The sequence below is a fragment of the Sulfurivermis fontis genome, assembly GCF_004001245.1.
Lineage (GTDB): Bacteria > Pseudomonadota > Gammaproteobacteria > Thiohalomonadales > Thiohalomonadaceae > Sulfurivermis > Sulfurivermis fontis.
Window position 1 is genome coordinate 2,406,586 of sequence record NZ_AP018724.1, and the last position, 17,634, is coordinate 2,424,219.

Sequence of the window (17,634 nt, forward strand, 5' to 3'; positions counted from 1 at the left end):
TAGCCAGGGCCGTGGCATGCGCCCTCTTTTCTGCTGTGGACCAATTCCTTGTGCCAACTATGGGAAGTTGGGCAGTGATCGTCAAGTCTGGGAATGAAAACGGCGGCCATTGGCCGCCGCTTTGCTTATTGAACACCCCTCACCCTAGCCCTGGGCCACTTGCTCCCGGCGCGGCCAACCGACTAGATCCCTGTAGTCGTCTCCCTGGGGGAGTGAGAACGCCCCTCCCCAACCCTCCCCGCGTAGCAGGGAGGGAGTAAACAGGGTCAGGCAGTCTTCTTCGCCTTGCTCCGGCGCAGCCGCGACAGCAGCCTCCGGGCCAGTTCACCGAACAGCTCGGTCTGCGTCGGGTGCGGGTGGATGGCGTTGCCGACCTGCTCCAGGGTCATCCCGCCGCTGACCATCATCACCGCCTCGCCGATGAGGGTGTCGGTGTGGTCGGCCAGCAGGTGGACGCCGATGATCTTGTTGGTCGCCTTGTCGGCGACGATCTTGATGAGGCCGTGGGTCTCGCCGGTAATCATCGCCTTGGCGTCGATGTTGAGCGGGACCTTCACCTCGGCGGCGTCGATGCCTCTGGCCTTGGCCTGGTCCATGGACAGGCCGACGAAGCCGGCCTCGGGGCGGGTGAAGATGACGCCGCTGTCCTTGGTCTCGTCGTACTGCATGTCTTCGCCGAGGATGGTGGCGGCGGCGACGCGGCCCTGCTGGCCGGCAGTGTGGGCCAGCATGTAGCCGCCGATGACGTCGCCCACGGCGTAGATGTGCGGTACGCTGGTGCGACAGCGGCTGTCGGCCTTGATGACGCCGTTCTCCACCGCGACGCCGGCGTTGTCGAGCTTGAGCGGTTCCAGCAGCGGGCGCTTGCCGGTGGCCATCAGCACGTAGTCGCACTTGTAGCGCTGTTCGCCCGCGGCGGTTTCGTACACCAGGGTCATGGCGCCGGCCTTGCCCTTGACCGCCTTGGTGGCGGCATTGGTGACGATGGTCAGGCGCGGGTCGTTCTCCAGCACGGCGATGAGAGTCCTGGCGATCTCCGGTTCCACTTCCGCCAGCACGCGCTCGTGGCGTTCCAGCAGCAGCACCTCGCTGCCGAAGTCCTGGAAGATCTGCGCCATCTCCATGCCGATGGCGCCGCCGCCGACGATGCCGAGGCGCTTGGGCACCTTGGGCAGGGACCAGACGGTGTCGGAGGTGAGCACGCCGCCGGCCTCGACGCCCTCGCGCGCGCCGGGGATCGGCGGCACGAAGGGCGGCGCGCCGGTGGCGATGACGGCGCAGCCGAAGGTGATCCGGCGGCCGGCGCTGCCGTCGCCGTGGCGGGCGCGGTGGTGCGGGTCGTCGCTGTTGCCGGAGGTATCGACGAACAGGCGGTGGTCGGTTTCGAAGGAGGCGAAGCCCTGGATGACGTCGATCTTCACGCCCTTGTCGGTCTTGAGCGCCAGGCTGCCGCGCTCCTCCAGCACGCTGCGGCGATGCTGCTCCAGCTTCTCCCAATCGAGTTTGGCCTTGTCGGTGCCGACCACGCCGAGCAGGGCGTCTCCGCCGCGGTCGCGCAGACGATCGGCGGCGGCGCGCCAGGCCTTGGAGGGGATGCAGCCGCGCCACAGGCATTCACCGCCGGGGAACGGCGCGTCGTTGATCATCGCCACCTTGAGGCCGTGGCCGGCCAGGTCGCGGGCGCAGTCTTCGCCGCCGGGGCCGCCGCCGATGACGACGACGTCATAATCCCAGTTGCCCTCCGGTATCGCCGGGCCCAGTGATCCCATCCATTCCTCCGGTTGTTCTATTTTGTTTTTCAGCGTGTTGAGGAACAACGCCACCTCGGCGCCGTTCACCACGCGATGGTCGGCGGTGAGGGTGAGCGGCATGCCGTCGGCACCGGCGGCGGCGATGGCCAGGATCGCGGCGGTGCCCGGCGTCGGGATGGCGTCGAAATACGAAACGCCGAGCATACCCATATTGGACACCATAAAGGTAGGGTTGGCGTACTCTTCCGGCGCCAGGCGGCGTTTGCGCGCCCGTTCCACTAGCCCCTTCCAGGCCTCGTGCAGTTCTTCCAGCGAACGTGCCTCGCAGTGGCGCAGCACCGGCACCACCAGGCCGCCGCCGTCGGCGGAGACGGCCATGCCGATGTCCACCTGCGTGCGCTCTACCAGCTTGTCCACCGGCTGGTAGGCCCAGTTGATGCTCGGGTGATGGCGGATCGCCTCGGCGCAGGCCTTGGCGATGGCGACGGTCACCGACACGCCCTTGCGCTTGGCCGCCTTGAGCAGGGCGTCGGGCTTGGCGTTCATGCTGACGCGGAAGGTCGGCATGGTGAGCGAGGCGGTCATGGAGTGGCTGACCGCCTTTTCCATCGCCGTCATGGGACGGCCGTGGCCGGGCACCTGGATCTCGGGCATCGCGTGCGCCGGCACCGCCGGGGCGACTTCGGTGGGACGCTCGATGGGCTGGGCGCGGCGCACGTCGTCGGCGGTGATCTCGCCGCTCGGGCCGCTGCCCTTCAGGTTGTTGAGATTGACGTGCAGGCTGGCGGCGAGCTGGCGCGCCAGCGGCGTGGCCGTCTTGTTGTGCGGACGTGGCGCGGGGGGCACAGAGGCAAGCGGCGCCGCGGCAGACACCGGGACCGGAGCAGACGCCGCCGGTTCCGCCTTTCGCGCCGGCGCGGCGCTGGCCGCGGCGGTGTCGCGCACCACCTGCTCGGCGCTCTCCACCAGATAGGCCATGGGCTGGCCGACCTGCACCACCGAATCCGCCGCCACCATCGGCCCGGACAGCCAGCCCTCGCGGAATACCTCGACATCCATGATCGCCTTGTCGGTTTCCACCTGGGCGACGATGTCGCCGCGGCTGACCTTGTCGCCTATCTTCTTCTCCCAGCTCACCACCACGCCCTCGGTCATGGTGTCGGAGAGCTGCGGCATCTTGATGACGTGCACACAGCCGGCCGGTTCGCCGGCGCGGGCATCGGGGCCGTGTTCCAGCTCGACCTTGCGCGGCAACTCGCGTGCGCTCGCCGGCGGCGCCTCGCCCACCTCGCCGTGGCGCTGCACCAGCTCCGGCGCCTCCACCAGATAACCGATGGCCTCGCCCACAGGCACGCTGGAATCGATGGCCGCCAGCGGACCGGACAGCCAGCCGTCGCGGAATACCTCGACATCCATGATCGCCTTGTCGGTCTCCACCGTGGCGACGATGTCGCCGCGGCTGACCTTGTCGCCGATCTTCTTCTCCCAGCTCACCACCACACCCTCGGTCATGGTGTCGGAAAGCTGCGGCATTTTAATGATGTACGGTTCGGACATAGCATCAGTTCCAGGTTTCAAGTTACAAGTTTCAAGTCTCAAGACAGGCCGCGCTTGCGCGCGCCAACCACTTGCTACTTGCCACTTGTCACTTGCCACCGATCATTTTCAGGACGGCGGCAACGACGTCCCTGGCGTTGGGGATGGAGGCCTTTTCCAGTGTATGGTTGAACGGCGTCGGCACCATCTTCGCCGACACGCGCACCGGGGCGGCGTCCAGTTCGAAGAAGCATTCTTCGTTGATGATCGCCATCACCTCGGCGCCGACGCCCACCGGCGCCTCGGCCTCCTCGACGATCACCGCGCGGTGGGTCTTGCTCACCGACTCGCGGATGCCGGCGCGGTCCAGCGGCGACAGCGCGTAGAGATCGACCACCTCGGCCTCGATGCCGTGCTGCTTGGACAGGATCTCGGCCGCCTGCATGCTCCAGTGCACGGAGATGTTGTAGCCGAACAGGGTGACGTCGCGGCCCTGGCGCGTGACCTCGGAGCCTTCCAGCGGATGGAAGTATTCGCCGTCCGGCACCTCGCCCTTCATGTTGTACATCAGCTCGTGTTCGTTGATGAACACCGGGTCGTTGCAGCGCACTGCGCTCTTCAGCAGACCGTAGGCCTGCTTCGGATTGGACGGCGTCACCACGCGCAGGCCGGCGATCCCCATGAACACCTTCTCCATACGCGCCGAGTGCTGCGCGCCGAGCTGGTGGGCGGTGCCGCCCGGCGAGCGGATCACCACCGGCGCTGCGAGCTGGCCGCCGGACATGTAGCGCACCTTGGCGGCGGAGTTGAAGATCTGGTCCATCGCCAGCCAGGCGAAATTCACCGACATCAGCTCGATGATCGGGCGCACGCCGAGGAACGACGCGCCGATACCGAGACCAACGAAACTGTTTTCGGAGATCGGCGTGTCGATGACGCGCTGCGGGCCGTATTTGTCATACAGGCCCTTGGTGGCCTTGTAGGTGCCGCCGGCCACGCCGATGTCCTCGCCCATGGCGATCACCAGCGGATCGCGCGCCATCTCTTCATCGTGGGCGCGACGGATCGCTTCCCAGTACATCATCTCGGCCATTTAGCGCACGCCTCCCTTCACGTAAGGATCGTTCTCGGCAAGAACATATTTCTCCAATTCTTCCACCTTCGGTTCCGGCGAGTTCTCGGCATAGGGAATGATCTCGTTTTCGATCTCGGCAAAGATTTCCTGGTCCATGGCCTCGTAATCGGCCTGGGTGAGCTCGCCGGCGGTGATCAGGCGATCGCGCAGGATGATGATCGGGTCGCGCTTACCCCACTCCGCCACCTCCTCCTTGCTGCGGTAGGCGCCGGAGTCGGACATGGAGTGGCCGCGGTAACGGTAGGTGCAAAGTTCAAGGAAGTACGGCCCCTGACCGGAACGCACATAGTCCACCGCGGTCTTGGCCGCGGCATATACCTTCTCAATGTCCTGGCCGTCGGTCTGGTTCGATGTGATGTCGTAAGCGCAGGCACGTTTGTATTGGTCGGTCACGGCGGTGGAGCGGTGGGTAGCCGTACCGATGCCGTACAGGTTGTTCTCGCACACGAACAGCACCGGCAGATTCCACACCGCCGCCATGTTGAGGGTTTCGTGGAAGGTACCCTGGTTGTTGGCGGCGTCGCCCAGGAAGCAGATGGCGATCTCGTCGCCGCCCTTCATCTGGATCGCCTTGGCCATGCCGGCGGCCAGCGGGAACGGCCCGCCCACCAGGGCGTAGCCACCCATGAAACGCTTCGATACGTCGAACAGATGCATGGAGCCGCCGCGGCCCTTGCAGCAGCCGGTCTCCTTGGCGTACAGCTCGGCCATCACCGCCTTGGGGTCGACGCCGCACTTGATGGCGTGGATGTGGTCGCGGTAGCCGGTGATGACATAGTCGTAACCCGGCCGGGCCGCCTCCATCACACCGATGGCACAGGCCTCCTGGCCGGGGTAGAGATGCAGGAATCCGCCGATCTTGCGTTCGACGTAGGCCTCGTAGCAACGCTCTTCAAAGCGCCGCGCAAACAGCATTTCGCGCAGGACGCGTTTCTTATCTGCGGCGTTCATGGTGCTCCCTTGTTCTGTTGTTTCGCTGTGGTGTGCCTGTCCGCGCCGGAACGGGGCCGATACCGGGCACCCCGAAAGCCCGGTATCATCAGTGCTTCGCCGGGGTCAGTCAAGTTGACAACAACACTAGGTTATCAACAACCCCATGAATAATAAGCTGGAAATCATTTTGCCGGCCCCGATACCCACACAGGGGCAACGTGATTAAACGGTCGCGGCATCCGATATACTCCTATAGCTTAGAAAATTACTGGTAATTAGCACGGAACCCTTCATGGAGGAGATGCGACACATCGCCGAGCAGTGGCTCAAGGCCTATGCCTATACCGTGGCCACCAGCAACATCGACGCCCACCTGGACCTGATCTCCCGGCGCCTGCAGGTGGTGGGCATCAGCCGCGACGGCTTTCTGGAATACCGCGAGTGGGCCAAGCGGCGGCGCAACGACATGGAAAAGCGCCGCCTGCTGCGCGTCGCCTACCACAATCTGGTGATGGGCCAGTGCAGTCCGGGGCGGATGCGCTTCACGGTCGAGGAGACCATCAAGAGCACCCAGGGCGAGACCTACGTACTGAACAAGGAGGTGGTGCTGAACCTGGAGAGCGACGGCAAATGGCGCGAGGTGGAGGAATTCGTTCACAATGTGCGCCTGCTGCCGCCCGAGGCACTCGCTCCACACCACTCCGCGACCCAGACCCCGGCATGGCCGGGCAAGACCGAATGAGATCATGAGCAACTACCGCATCGAAAAAGACAGCATGGGCGAGGTGCAAGTCCCCGCCGATGCCCTGTACGGCGCGCAGACCCAGCGCGCCGTGGACAACTTTCCCATCTCCGGCCAGCCGCTGCCGCGCCCGCTGATCCGCGCCCTCGGCCTGATCAAGGCCGCCTGCGCCGAGGTGAACCGTGACCTCGGCCTGCTCGACGAGAAGCTTGCCGCCGTGATTATTGCCGCCGCACAGGACGTGGCCGATGGCCGCCACGACAGCCAGTTCCCCATCGACATCTTCCAGACCGGCTCCGGCACCTCGTCCAACATGAACGCCAACGAGGTGATCGCCACCCTTGCCGCCCAGCGCCTCGGCGGCAAGGTGCACCCCAACGATCACGTCAACATGAGCCAGAGCTCCAACGACGTGTTCCCCACGGCGATCCACGTCGCCGCCTGCCTGGAGATCGAGGAGCGCCTGCTGCCGGCGCTGGAACACCTCGCCGTCACCACCGAAGGCCGCGCGGAAGAATTGAAGGACGTGGTGAAGACCGGCCGCACCCACCTGATGGACGCCATGCCGGTCACCTTCGGCCAGGAGATCTCCGGCTGGGCGGCACAACTGCGCCACGGCATCGAACGCCTCCATGCCAGCCTGCCGCGCCTGCGCGCCATCGTCCAGGGCGGCACCGCCGTCGGCACCGGCATCAACGCCCCGGCCGACTTCGGCCCGCGCGTGGCGAGCGCGCTGACGCGCCTGAGCGGCGTCGCCTTCACCAGCATGGACAATTATTTCGAAGGGCTGTCGAGCCAGGACGCGGCAGTGGAGATGAGCGGCCAGCTCAAGACCCTGGCCGTATCCCTGATGAAGATCGCCAACGACCTGCGCTGGATGAACTCCGGCCCGCTGGCCGGCATCGGCGATATCCGCCTGCAGGACTTGCAGCCGGGCAGCTCGATCATGCCGGGCAAGGTCAATCCGGTGATCCCCGAGGCGGTGATGATGGTGTGCGCCCAGGTGCTGGGCAACGACGTGGCCATCAGCGTCGGCGGCCAGCACGGCAACTTCCAGCTCAACGTGATGCTGCCGATGATCGCGCGCAATCTGGTGGAGAGCGTGCACCTGCTGACGGGCGCCTGCCAGGTGCTGGCCGACAAGGCGATGGCCAACTTCACCGTCAACGTCGAAGGCGTGCAGGCCGCCCTCAATCGCAACCCGATCCTGGTCACCGCGCTGAACCGCGTCATCGGCTACGAAAAGGGCGCGGCCATCGCCAAGCGCGCGTATACAGAGAACCGCCCGATCCTCGACGTGGCGAAGGAAGAAACCGGCCTGAGCGAGGACGAACTGCGTGTCCTGCTCAACCCGGCGCGCCTGACACAGGGTGGTGTCGGCTGAGTTCAGCGCACGCGCGCCGGCCGATTGGAAAATCGCCGCGACAGTGCTCTAATCCCTCCAGCCGCGGCCGCGCGCCGTCGCCATCCTGGAGGGAACCATGAGAAAGACCATTGCCATCCTGCTGCCGCTGTTCACGCTGGCCGGCTGCAAGACCCTGGACTCCGCACTCAACACCGCCGACAAGGCCTTCTCGGTCGTGGAAAGCGGCACGGTCAGGACGCTGCGCGACGCCGCCGACAGCGATGATGCCGGCGAGTTCATGAAGCAGAAGCTGAAGGACCGGCGCGAGGACTACAAGGACAACCCGCACCTGCTGACCCAGGACATCCGCCAGGTGCAGAGCGATTTCAATCGCCTGATGGACCTGCTGCAGATCAACGTCAACAAGAACTGGGGCAGCGACTCGCGCCTGCCCGACCGCGTGCACTACGTCAAATACACCCAGAACTACCAGAGCCGTGCCATCGTCGATTTCGATCGCGGCAGCGTCACGGTGGAAACGCTGGAGACGGACAAACCGAACCGGGCGCTGAAGAATGCCATCGTCACCACGCTGCTGACGCCGGACGACCCGCGTGCCGTCGATCTGTTCAGCGACAAAGAGATCGAACTGACCAGCAAGCACGATCCGTATCTGCTCAAACTGGTCGTCGATCACAACAATCAGCCGGTGCGCACGCCGCAGCAGGCCGAGGCCTTCGCCGCCCACCTGATCGCCGCCGGCACCAAACAGCGCAGCGTCGAGGTCAAGGACGGCACACGCCAGGCCCGCTATGTCACCATCCCGATGGTGAGCAACTTCTCCAGCGCACAGGCGGAAAAATACCGCCCGCTGGTGGAGAAATACGCCGCCCGCTACAAGATCAGCCCGAGCCTGGTCTACGCGATGATCCGCACGGAAAGCAACTTCAATCCCTTCGCCGTCAGCCATGCCCCAGCCTACGGGCTGATGCAGCTGGTGCCGACCAGCGGCGGCCGCGAGGCCTATCGCAAGGTGAAGGGCCAGGACGGCATCCCGAGCAAGGACTATCTGTTCGATGCCGAAAACAACATCGAACTCGGCGTCGCCTATCTCAATGTGCTGAACACCGAGCAGTTGCACATGGTGCAGAACCGGATCGCGCGCGAGTACTGCGTCATCTCCGCCTACAATACCGGCCCCGGCAACGTGCTGAAGGCCTTCTCCCGCGACCGTGTCGAGGCGGTCAACGCCATCAACAGCCTGCAACCGCCGCAGGTTTACGAAAGGCTGCGCGCCCACTTGCCCTACGAGGAAACGCGCCACTATCTGGCCAAGGTGGTGGGCTATCGCCGCGACTACGTCGTCCTGTCCGACTGATGAACAGCGACCCGGCACCTGCCGGGTCTATACTCCTGACTATCCCAGCCAGGAGCCGACATCATGGCCGAGCATCCCCTGCATTACCGCGCGGTGGACATGGACGAGGGCGCCGGCGCGCACGTCAAGCGCCTGTTTCCGGTGGCCGGACTGCGCCACGTCGATCCCTTCGTCCTGCTGGATGAATTCTTCGTCGACCCCGGGGGCGGCTTCCCCGAGCACCCGCACCGCGGTTTCGAGGCCGTCACCTACCTGATGAACGGCGCCATGCGCCACCGCGACAACCTCGGCAACGACAGCATCGTGCAGGCCGGCGGCGCGCAGGTATTCACCGCCGGCCGCGGCATCGTCCACTCCGAGGCACCGGCCGGCGAGGAAACCGCCCATGGCATCCAGCTGTGGATCAACATGGCGAAAATCCACAAGGATCTGCCACCGGCCTATCAGGCAATTGCGGCGCAACAATTGCCGCTGCAGGAACTGTCCTGCGGCCGCGTGCGCACCGTCATCGGCCCCGGCTCACCGATCCACCTGCACAGCGCCGTCAGCTATCACGACGTGCAACTGGAACAGGAAGGCGAGTTTCACCTGGCCGTGCCGGCGCATCATGCCGGCCTGATCTATGCGGTGGCGGGTGAGCCCGAAGTGGTGGATGAGCGCCTGGAGACAGGAGCGGCACTGTTGCTCGCCGGGGCCTCGGTCATCACGGTCTACACCAGCGCGCCGTGTCGCTTCATCTGCATCAGCGGCCAGCCACACGGCGAGCCCATCGTGCAGAACGGTCCCTACGTGGATTGAACAAAGGAAAAGGGCCACATGCTGCAGGAGTTGCCGAGGGTACGTCAGCATGGCGCCGAGCCACGCCGCCGCTGGTTCAGCGACAACGAATTCGATCTGATCGTATGGCTGGATGCAGAGGAGGCGATCATCGCCTTCGACCTGTGCTACGACAAGCAGCGGCAGGAGCATGTCTTCCGCTGGCGCGCTGCCCAGGGCCTGAGCCATTTGCGCGTCGATGACGGCGAGCAGCGCAGCGGCCGGCACAAGATGACACCAATCTACGTCACCGACGGCCACTTCGACGCCGCCGCAGTCGCCCGGCGCTTCAGTGCCGCGGCTGCCGCTGTGCCGTGGGGGATACGCGACTTCGTGCTGGATCGGCTGGAACCGCCCGGCAGCGCCGCACCGCGCGACCGCGGCTCGTAGGATGCGGTCAGTGTCGCACCGGTTCCTCGGTGTCCATTTCATGCAGCACGAACGGCCCCATTTCCATATGCAGCGCCGTCACCTGCCGTCCCAGCAGTTCCACCTCACCGCTGCTGCGGTTGTCGCCTTCGTTGCTGAATTCGAAACGGAAACGGCGGCGCCAGCCGACGCGGCCGGAGGCATCACGGCCGAGACGCAGCCGCACCAGTGCCACGGTCTCATCCAGCAACTGCACCTCGTGCCGGGCACAGGCACGACGCACCACCCGCAGTGCCGCTTCGCGCGCCCGCATCGAATCCACCCAGAACCAGATCAGCGCGAGCAGCGCCGGCAGAAGCCACAAGTCATCTATCAATGTTTGCGCACCGTTTCCATCTGCACGCCCCAGCGCTCATGCAGTTCAGGCAGATTGTCGGCATGAGTGATCAGCACCACCTCATCGTCTTCGCGCAGGCGGCTGTCGTCCTCCAGTGGCACGAACTTGCCACCACGGTACAGGCAGATGATGCGGCTACGCGCCGGGAGTTTGAGATCGGCGATCGGCATTTCGTCATCATGGCGTGCCACGAAGGTGAAGATACGTGCCTCGTCCTTGATGACGCCGGACAGGTCGAGCAGGTTCATGCCCTGGAACAGATCGGCCAGATAGCGGCCGATGGTGCGCGAGGGGATGATCATGTCCTCCAGGCCCAGTTCGATGCAGATGTGCTCGAACTCCGGGTCATCGATCTTGGTGACGATACGGGCAAAACCCAGCGAACGCCCCACCAACGAGGCGAGGATGTTGGCCTGATCGTTGCCGGTGAGACAGAACAGAAAGTCGGTGTGCGCCGGATCGGCCTCGCGCAGCAAGGCCGGCTTGCTGCCGTCACCGAGCAGAAAACCGCAGTCCAGCTCGCCGGCCAGGGCAGAGATGCGCTCCTTGTTGCGCTCGATGATCACCACCTCATGGCGCCGGCGCAGCAGGAAGCGCGCTGTCATCACCGCCAGCGAACTGGCACCGATAAATACCGCTCTCATGATACCTCCGCCCTCTTGCCCAGCCAGGTGCCGGGAAACAGCAACACCAGCAGCGCCACGATCTCCACGCGTCCTGCCAGCATATCGAAGCACAGTACCGCCTGCAGCAGCGGCGGCAACCCCGAGGCGCTGAGACCGCTGGACAGCCCCACCGTGCCGATAGCCGACACTACCTCGAACAGCGCCGCCAGCGGCTCATATCCCAGCAGCACGAACGGCAGCCAGGAGGCGATCACCACCAGCAGGAACAGCAGGATCAGCAGCAGCGCCCGTTCGATGTCGTCACTCTCCAGCAGGCGCGTGCCGAGGCGCGGTTGCAGCACCGCGTGCTCGGCCAGACGGCTGCGCCACAAGGTCATCTGCAGCAGGCGCGCCAGAATCAGCAGGCGCAACAACTTGACGCCGCCGGCGGTGGAACCCAGGCTGCCGCCGCCGAGCATGGCGAGAATCAGCAGCAGTTGTCCACCGGCTGCAATGCCGGTCAGGTCCAGGGAGAAAAAGCCGGCGGTCGTCTGTGCGGAGATACCGAGCAGCAAACCATGCCACAACGCGTCGTGCCACGGCATGCCGTCGGCGGCCAGAAGCCAGGCCATGGCCACCCCCATCACCAGCGACAACACCACCAGCGCACGCAGCTCCATGTCGCGCAGGGCCTCGGCCGGCCCGCACATGAAACCGGCATAGTACAGAGGCAATGCCACGGCACCGGTCACGCACAGTAGTGAAACAACCAACTGTGCCGCCGCCGGCAGCGCGGCCAGACTGGCGTCGAAATTGGAAAAGCCGCCGGTGGATACCGCTGCGAACACATGGGTCAACGCCGTGAACAAATCGATGTTCACCCACAACAGCAGCATCAGCCCCCCCAGGGTCAGCAACACATACACCTGCAACATGCGGCGCGCGTAGTGGCGCGTGGTAGTGGCGATATTCTCGGCGCGCAGTTCCGGATCGACCAGATGGTGAGAGGCGAGGCTGTGGCCGAGCAGCAGGGCCACGGTGAGCACCACGATACCGAGACCGCCGTACCACTGCATCCAGGCGCGGGTAAAGAGAAAGGCCGGCGGCATGTCCTCCACCGTGGCCAGTGTCGACAACCCGGTGGTGGTGACGGCAGACACCGCCTCGAACAGTGCGGCGGAAAATCCGATGCCCGCAGCCATCAACGGCCAGGTCATCAGCACGGCAGTGCCGGCAAAGGCCAGCGCGGTGATCACCAATGCCTCATTCACTTGCAGACGTGCCGGGGTCGGCAGGCGCGACAACATCGCACCGACCGCGCCGGTCAGAACGATGAGCGACAGCAGACGCCAGGCGAACACATAATCCTGGAACCACAGCGCCGCCAGCAGCGGCGGCAATGTCAGGATGGCCAGGACCAGCGACAGCTGCCCCAGATACTTCAGCACCACCGGCAGGCGCACGGCATAACTGAGGGCAAGTACTGTGTCGTCACGGGCCAAGGCGGTTTCTCGAGTTCTGGCAGGCGATACCGATACGGTCACTGCCGTTACAGGCATTTTAGCCGGCAGCCGATGGAAATACCCACCGCAGCCCGATATGATGAACACTATCCACCATACCAGCGGGGGCACTATGCAGGCAGCCCAACTCAGCGGAGACCAACTCGATTTCTGGGTCGCCAAGGCGCGCGGGATACCCGTCTTTCGCCAGGACGGCGCGCTGCTGTACAACCCCGGCCACAACCTGCCGCCACGCAAATGGAATCCCACGCGCTATTGGTCGCAGGGCGGCCCGATCATCGAGGAACAGAAGATCGACCTCAACTGGGACACCGAAGGTACGCTGGAGTGGTCCGCCTCCATCGACCCCGACATCCTGGCCCACGGCAGCAGCGTGTTGGAGGCCTCGATGCGCGCCTATGTGATTTCGGTGTTCGGCGCCGAACTGCCCGAAGAAGAATAGATACATGCGGAAAGTTGCAAGCTAAAAGTGATGGCGTGAGTGCAGCGGCCACCTTCTCTTGTATCTTTCCTCTTGCATCTTTATCGCCCCGCAAAAGAAGCGTTGACTGAAGATCATCCATGACCACTCTGACCCTGACCCGCCCCGACGACTGGCACCTGCACCTGCGCGACGGCGCCGCCCTTGCCGCCGTGCTGCCACACACCGCCGCGCAGTTCGGCCGCGCCATCGTTATGCCCAATCTCAAGCCGCCGGTCACCACCACGGCACAGGCCCTGGCCTACCGCGAGCGTGTGCTCGCCGCCCTGCCCGCGGGTAGCACCTTCCAACCGCTGATGACACTGTACCTCACCGACATGACACCGCCGGAGGAGATCCAGCGCGCCAGGGAGAGCGGCGCAGTGTTCGCCGTGAAGCTGTATCCCGCCGGCGCCACCACCAACTCCGACTCCGGTGTCACCGACCTGCGCAAGTGCGAGGCGGCGCTGCGCGCCATGGCCGAGCTGCAGCTGCCTTTTCTAGTGCACGGCGAAGTCACCGACGCCGACGTGGACATCTTCGATCGTGAGCGCGTGTTCCTGGAGCGCGTGCTGGCCCCGCTGCTGGAGCGCATGCCCGACCTGAAATTGGTGGTGGAACACATCACCACCGCCGAGGCCGCGCGCTTCGTGCTCGGCGCCGGTCCCAATGTCGGCGCCACCCTCACCCCGCAACACCTGCTGATGAACCGCAACGCCATGCTGGCCGGCGGCATCCGCCCGCACCACTACTGCCTGCCGGTGCTGAAACGCGAGAGCCACCGCGAGATGCTGCTGGAGGTGGCGACCTCGGGCAACCCGAAGTTCTTCCTCGGCACCGACAGCGCGCCCCACGCGCGCAAGACCAAGGAGAACGCCTGCGGCTGTGCCGGCATCTACAGCGCCCATGCCGCCATCGAGCTGTATGCCGAGGCCTTCGAGCGCGCCGGCCGGCTGGAACGGCTGGAGGGCTTCGCCAGCCACCACGGCGCCGATTTCTACGGCCTGCCGCATAACCGGGACACCATCACCCTGCGCAAGGAAAGCTGGACCGTGCCCGACAGCTACGCCTTCGGTGACGACGTGGTGGTGCCGCTGCGCGCCGGCGAGACCATCGGCTGGAAGCTGCAGGGCTGAACACCCGGACGAGCGGTTATCGGTCCGCAAATGAGCGCGACTGGACGCCACTAACGCGCGACGGCCCCGTCTGATTTGCGTTTATTGGCGTTCATTTGCGGACTGAGCCGCTGTCATTCCAGTCGCGCCGCGGCGCCGAATTGGGGTATCCTGCGCCCCCATGACGATGTCCGAACACAAACCGGCCCTGGCCCGGCGCTTTCGCGGTTTTCTGCCGGTGGTGGTGGACGTGGAAACCGCCGGCTTCAACGCCCAGACCGACGCCCTGCTGGAGATCGCGGCGGTCACCCTGCGCATGGACGAGTCCGGCCTGATCTATCCGCACGAAACCCACCACGCCCATGTCGAACCCTTCGTCGGCGCCAACCTGGATCAGCGCGCACTGGATTTCACCGGCATCGACCCCTACCACCCGCTGCGCCTGGCCCTGCCCGAGCGCGAGGCGCTGGAAAAGATCTTCGAACCCATCCGCCGCGAGGTACGCGAACAGGCCTGCACCCGCGCCATCCTGGTCGGCCATAACCCGTTTTTCGACCTCGGCTTCCTCAACGCCGCCGTGGCGCGCACCAAGATCAAGAAAAATCCCTTTCACGCCTTCAGCAGCTTCGACACCGTCACCCTGTCCGGCCTCGCCTTCGGCCAGACCGTGCTGGCCCGCGCAGTACAGGCCGCCGGCCTGAGCTGGGACTCCACCCAGGCCCATTCCGCCCTGTATGACGCCGAGCGCACCGCCGAGCTGTTCTGCACCATCGTCAACCGCTGGCGCGCCCTGGAGTTCGGCGGGGAGTCTTAAGGAAGCTCAGAATAAGTTCAGAGCTTCCGCGGCACAGGGATGTGCCGCCATTTTTCAACGACGATAACTCGTCGAAAATTGAAGCCAATCGAAAATCACACTTTTCGCTTGGCGTGGTCTGAGAAGTCCAGGATGGACTTATTCAGACCTTCCTTAAAAAAAGCCGGCCCCCTATGGGAGCCGGCTTTTTTGCGCCGATCGCGACTCGAAACGGCTTCTAAGCCGTCTTGGCCACAGCTTCCTGCGTCATCTTCTGCAGTTCGCCCTTCTGGTACAACTCCAGGGTGATGTCGCAGCCGCCGATCAACTCGCCGTTGATGTAGATCTGCGGAAAGGTCGGCCAGTTGGCGTAGCGCGGCAGGTTCTCGAATATCTCGCGGTCCATCAATACGTTGACGTAGGCAAACTCGACGCCACAGGCGGACAGGGCCTGGGCGGCACGGCTGGAGAAGCCGCACTGCGGCATCTGCGGCGTGCCCTTCATATAGATGATGATGGGATTCTGCTTTACTTGCTGATCGATACGTTCCAGTACGTCCATAAGCTGATGACCTCATTGTTGAAAACGGCAGCGCGCAGGGGCAGTAGCTGAACATGGGGACTATGGCCGGGAGTTCAACCCCGGCCTAGCAAACAACCATGACATATACAGGGGTAATACCTCGCCGGAGGTAAGTGCCGCGGCAGTCCGGCTAGGGAAGCTCTGAATTAAGTTCAGAGCTTCCGCGGCACAGGGATGTGCCGCCATTTTTCAACGACGATAAGTCGTTGAAAAATGAAGCCGAGCGAAAATCACACTTTTCGCTTGGCGTGGTTTTGTCCACGGATGGACTTATGTCGCGCAGCCCAGGGAGGGGCGGGAGCGACCTGAGAAGTCCAGGATGGACTTATTCAGACCTTCCCTAGTAGTAAATGTCGACATTGCGCTGCAGCCACAGTTCCAGCAGCGCCAGGTGCCACAGCTTGCTGCCGCGCAGGTAGGTGAAATGTTGCTCCGGCTCCGCCAGCAACTTTTCCACATAGGCACGGTTGAACAGGCCGCGCTGGCGGCAGGCGTTGGAATCGAGGATGTCGCGCATGAAATCGAGGAACGGACCACGCACGTATTTCAACGCCGGCATGGGGAAGTAGCCCTTGGGCCGATCGATGACACCGTCGGGGATCAGACCGCGGGCGATCTTCTTCAATACATGCTTGCCACCGGAGCCGAGCTTGAGTTCCGGCGGCAGTTGCATCGCCAGTTCCACCAACTCGTGATCGAGGAAGGGGACGCGCGCCTCCAGGCCCCAGGCCATGGTCATGTTGTCGACACGCTTGACCGGGTCGTCGACGATGAGGGTGGTGGTATCCATGCGCAGCACGCGATCGATGAAGGTATCGGCACCGGGCTGGGTGAGCAGCTTTTCGATCAGCATCCCGGTGTGATCCTCGCCGCGGAACGGCTCGGCCACGGTTTGCAGGAACTCGCTGTGCGGACGATCGAAATAGTGTTTGGCGAAGCGCTCCAGGTCAGTACCGCCCTCGGCCTCCATGCGCGGATACCAGAAGTAGCCGCCGAACACCTCGTCGGCGCCCTGGCCGCTCTGCACCACCTTCACCTCCTGTGCCACGCGCTCGGCCAGCAGATAGAAGGCCACCGCGTCCTGCCCCACCATGGGCTCGGCCATCTGCTCCACCGCCTCGGGCAGACGCAGCAACACCTGATCGTTGGAGATGGCATATTTGTGATGGCGCGTGTCGTACATCGCCACCACCTGATCGGAATACTCGAACTCGCTGCCTTTCTCCTCCGGCACGTCCTCGAAACCGATGGAAAAGGTGAGTATGTCCTTGACGCCCTGCTCCGCCAGCAGGCCCACCAGCAGGCTGGAATCGAGGCCGCCGGACAGCAGCACGCCCACCGGCACGTCGGCGATCTCCAGACGACGCTTCACCGCCTTCTTCAGCGCCGTGTGGATCGCCTCGGTCCATTCCTGCTCGCTGCGCGGCTCGCTCGGACGGTGGGCGTAGAGCTGCCAGTACTGCCGTTCGCTGCGCCGGCCGTCCTTGTCGATGGTCAGGGTATGGCCCGGTGCCAGCTTGCGGATGCCGTTGAGGAGGGTGCGCGGCGCCGGGATCACGCCGTGCAGGGTGAACTGGTGGTGCAGGCCGAGCGGGTCGATGCCGACGTCGGCGCCACCGGCGGCGAGCAGGGCCTGCGTGTTGGAGGCAAAATGGAAGGTCTTGCCGTCGTGACTGTAGTACAACGGCTTGATGCCGAGGCGATCGCGCGCCAGGAACAGGCGCTGGCACCGGATATCCCAGATGGCGAAGGCGAACATGCCGGTGAGATGTTCGACGCACTGCTCGCCCCAGGCGGCATAGGCCTTGAGGATGACCTCCGAATCACCGTCGGAGAAAAAGTTGTAACCGCGCTCGCGCAGTTCCGCGCGCAGGTCGCGGTAGTTGTAGATGGTGCCGTTGAACACCAGCACCAGGCCGAGTTCATTGTCGATCATCGGCTGGTGGGAACGCTGCGACAGATCGATGATGGCCAGGCGACGATGCCCCAGCGCCAGCGGGCCGTCGGAATAACTGCCTTCGTGGTCCGGGCCGCGCCGCTCCAGGCGGTGCAACATGCGCCCCAGCACGGCCAGGTCGGGCACGTGGCCATCCAGTCTCAGTTCACCGCAAATTCCGCACATAACGTCAGTCGCAAGTTACAAGTGGCAGGTT

The 17,634-nt window shown here is 64.5% G+C and carries 16 protein-coding genes; 8 read left to right on the forward strand and 8 right to left on the reverse strand.

The features are described 5' to 3' along the window. Positions 1-266: 266 nt before the first annotated feature. The 3 genes from EP379_RS12155 to pdhA form a co-directional block, all read right to left on the reverse strand. The gene (locus EP379_RS12155; RefSeq protein ID WP_127478060.1) at positions 267-3,308 is read right to left on the reverse strand and encodes an FAD-dependent oxidoreductase; all 3,042 of its coding nucleotides are present in this window, start codon (positions 3,306-3,308) and stop codon (positions 267-269) included. 88 nt (positions 3,309-3,396) lie between these two features. After that, the gene (locus EP379_RS12160; protein WP_127478061.1) at positions 3,397-4,380 is read right to left on the reverse strand and encodes an alpha-ketoacid dehydrogenase subunit beta; all 984 of its coding nucleotides are present in this window, start codon (positions 4,378-4,380) and stop codon (positions 3,397-3,399) included. Next, positions 4,381-5,373 (reverse strand): pyruvate dehydrogenase (acetyl-transferring) E1 component subunit alpha, encoded by a 993-nt coding sequence (gene pdhA / locus EP379_RS12165; protein ID WP_127478062.1) that lies wholly within the window; start codon positions 5,371-5,373, stop codon positions 4,381-4,383. It abuts the gene before it with no gap. Between the two features lie 274 nt (positions 5,374-5,647). On the opposite strand from pdhA, the gene EP379_RS12170 reads away from it, so the two are divergent. From EP379_RS12170 to EP379_RS12190, 5 genes are all read left to right on the forward strand, one after another. Then, the gene (locus EP379_RS12170) at positions 5,648-6,097 is read left to right on the forward strand and encodes a hypothetical protein (RefSeq protein ID WP_127478063.1); all 450 of its coding nucleotides are present in this window, start codon (positions 5,648-5,650) and stop codon (positions 6,095-6,097) included. 4 nt (positions 6,098-6,101) lie between these two features. Next, positions 6,102-7,481, forward strand: coding sequence for a class II fumarate hydratase (locus EP379_RS12175; RefSeq protein ID WP_127478064.1), 1,380 nt, complete (start codon positions 6,102-6,104; stop codon positions 7,479-7,481). Positions 7,482-7,578: 97 nt separating this feature from the next. Continuing rightward, complete coding sequence (locus EP379_RS12180) at positions 7,579-8,820, forward strand: murein transglycosylase domain-containing protein (protein WP_127478065.1); 1,242 nt, start codon at positions 7,579-7,581, stop codon at positions 8,818-8,820. A gap of 63 nt (positions 8,821-8,883) precedes the next feature. After that, positions 8,884-9,618, forward strand: a complete 735-nt coding sequence (locus tag EP379_RS12185) for a pirin family protein (protein WP_127478066.1) — start codon at positions 8,884-8,886, stop codon at positions 9,616-9,618. Between the two features lie 18 nt (positions 9,619-9,636). Then, positions 9,637-10,026 (forward strand): hypothetical protein, encoded by a 390-nt coding sequence (locus EP379_RS12190; protein ID WP_127478067.1) that lies wholly within the window; start codon positions 9,637-9,639, stop codon positions 10,024-10,026. A gap of 7 nt (positions 10,027-10,033) precedes the next feature. On the opposite strand, the gene EP379_RS12195 is transcribed toward EP379_RS12190, so the two are convergent. The 3 genes from EP379_RS12195 to EP379_RS12205 are packed head-to-tail and all read right to left on the reverse strand — an operon-like array spanning position 10,034 to position 12,509. Further along, on the reverse strand, positions 10,034-10,369 hold the full coding sequence (locus EP379_RS12195) for a DUF3301 domain-containing protein (RefSeq protein WP_232023906.1): 336 nt from the start codon (positions 10,367-10,369) through the stop codon (positions 10,034-10,036). An 8-nt stretch (positions 10,370-10,377) separates the two neighbouring features. After that, positions 10,378-11,046 (reverse strand): potassium channel family protein, encoded by a 669-nt coding sequence (locus EP379_RS12200; RefSeq protein ID WP_127478069.1) that lies wholly within the window; start codon positions 11,044-11,046, stop codon positions 10,378-10,380. Further along, entirely contained in the window at positions 11,043-12,509 is a 1,467-nt protein-coding gene (locus EP379_RS12205; protein ID WP_232023907.1) for a TrkH family potassium uptake protein, read from the reverse strand. Before EP379_RS12205 ends, EP379_RS12200 begins: the two co-directional genes overlap by 4 nt. A 133-nt stretch (positions 12,510-12,642) precedes the next feature. On the opposite strand from EP379_RS12205, the gene EP379_RS12210 reads away from it, so the two are divergent. The 3 genes from EP379_RS12210 to rnt all read left to right on the forward strand — a co-directional run bounded on the left by EP379_RS12210 (position 12,643) and on the right by rnt (position 14,919). After that, positions 12,643-12,972, forward strand: coding sequence for a phage protein NinX family protein (locus EP379_RS12210; protein ID WP_172600476.1), 330 nt, complete (start codon positions 12,643-12,645; stop codon positions 12,970-12,972). A 119-nt stretch (positions 12,973-13,091) separates the two neighbouring features. Beyond that, positions 13,092-14,126 (forward strand): dihydroorotase, encoded by a 1,035-nt coding sequence (gene pyrC, locus EP379_RS12215; protein WP_127478072.1) that lies wholly within the window; start codon positions 13,092-13,094, stop codon positions 14,124-14,126. A gap of 166 nt (positions 14,127-14,292) precedes the next feature. Then, positions 14,293-14,919, forward strand: a complete 627-nt coding sequence (rnt, locus tag EP379_RS12220) for a ribonuclease T (RefSeq protein ID WP_127478918.1) — start codon at positions 14,293-14,295, stop codon at positions 14,917-14,919. 217 nt (positions 14,920-15,136) lie between these two features. Here rnt and grxD read toward each other — a convergent pair whose 3' ends face one another. Beyond that, positions 15,137-15,460, reverse strand: coding sequence for a Grx4 family monothiol glutaredoxin (grxD, locus tag EP379_RS12225; RefSeq protein WP_127478073.1), 324 nt, complete (start codon positions 15,458-15,460; stop codon positions 15,137-15,139). 361 nt (positions 15,461-15,821) lie between these two features. Further along, the gene (locus EP379_RS12230) at positions 15,822-17,603 is read right to left on the reverse strand and encodes an N-acetylglutaminylglutamine amidotransferase (RefSeq protein ID WP_127478074.1); all 1,782 of its coding nucleotides are present in this window, start codon (positions 17,601-17,603) and stop codon (positions 15,822-15,824) included. Positions 17,604-17,634 lie beyond the last annotated feature (31 nt).

Bases quoted from the DNA above. Each gene is read 5' to 3' on its own strand.
- EP379_RS12155 (WP_127478060.1), bottom strand. From the start codon at position 3,308: ATGTCCGAACCGTACATCATTAAAATGCCGCAGCTTTCCGACACCATG.
- EP379_RS12160 (WP_127478061.1), bottom strand. From the start codon at position 4,380: ATGGCCGAGATGATGTACTGGGAAGCGATCCGTCGCGCCCACGATGAA.
- pdhA (WP_127478062.1), bottom strand. From the start codon at position 5,373: ATGAACGCCGCAGATAAGAAACGCGTCCTGCGCGAAATGCTGTTTGCG.
- EP379_RS12170 (WP_127478063.1), top strand. From the start codon at position 5,648: ATGGAGGAGATGCGACACATCGCCGAGCAGTGGCTCAAGGCCTATGCC.
- EP379_RS12175 (WP_127478064.1), top strand. From the start codon at position 6,102: ATGAGCAACTACCGCATCGAAAAAGACAGCATGGGCGAGGTGCAAGTC.
- EP379_RS12180 (WP_127478065.1), top strand. From the start codon at position 7,579: ATGAGAAAGACCATTGCCATCCTGCTGCCGCTGTTCACGCTGGCCGGC.
- EP379_RS12185 (WP_127478066.1), top strand. From the start codon at position 8,884: ATGGCCGAGCATCCCCTGCATTACCGCGCGGTGGACATGGACGAGGGC.
- EP379_RS12190 (WP_127478067.1), top strand. From the start codon at position 9,637: ATGCTGCAGGAGTTGCCGAGGGTACGTCAGCATGGCGCCGAGCCACGC.
- EP379_RS12200 (WP_127478069.1), bottom strand. From the start codon at position 11,046: ATGAGAGCGGTATTTATCGGTGCCAGTTCGCTGGCGGTGATGACAGCG.
- EP379_RS12210 (WP_172600476.1), top strand. From the start codon at position 12,643: ATGCAGGCAGCCCAACTCAGCGGAGACCAACTCGATTTCTGGGTCGCC.
- pyrC (WP_127478072.1), top strand. From the start codon at position 13,092: ATGACCACTCTGACCCTGACCCGCCCCGACGACTGGCACCTGCACCTG.
- rnt (WP_127478918.1), top strand. From the start codon at position 14,293: ATGTCCGAACACAAACCGGCCCTGGCCCGGCGCTTTCGCGGTTTTCTG.
- grxD (WP_127478073.1), bottom strand. From the start codon at position 15,460: ATGGACGTACTGGAACGTATCGATCAGCAAGTAAAGCAGAATCCCATC.
- EP379_RS12230 (WP_127478074.1), bottom strand. From the start codon at position 17,603: ATGTGCGGAATTTGCGGTGAACTGAGACTGGATGGCCACGTGCCCGAC.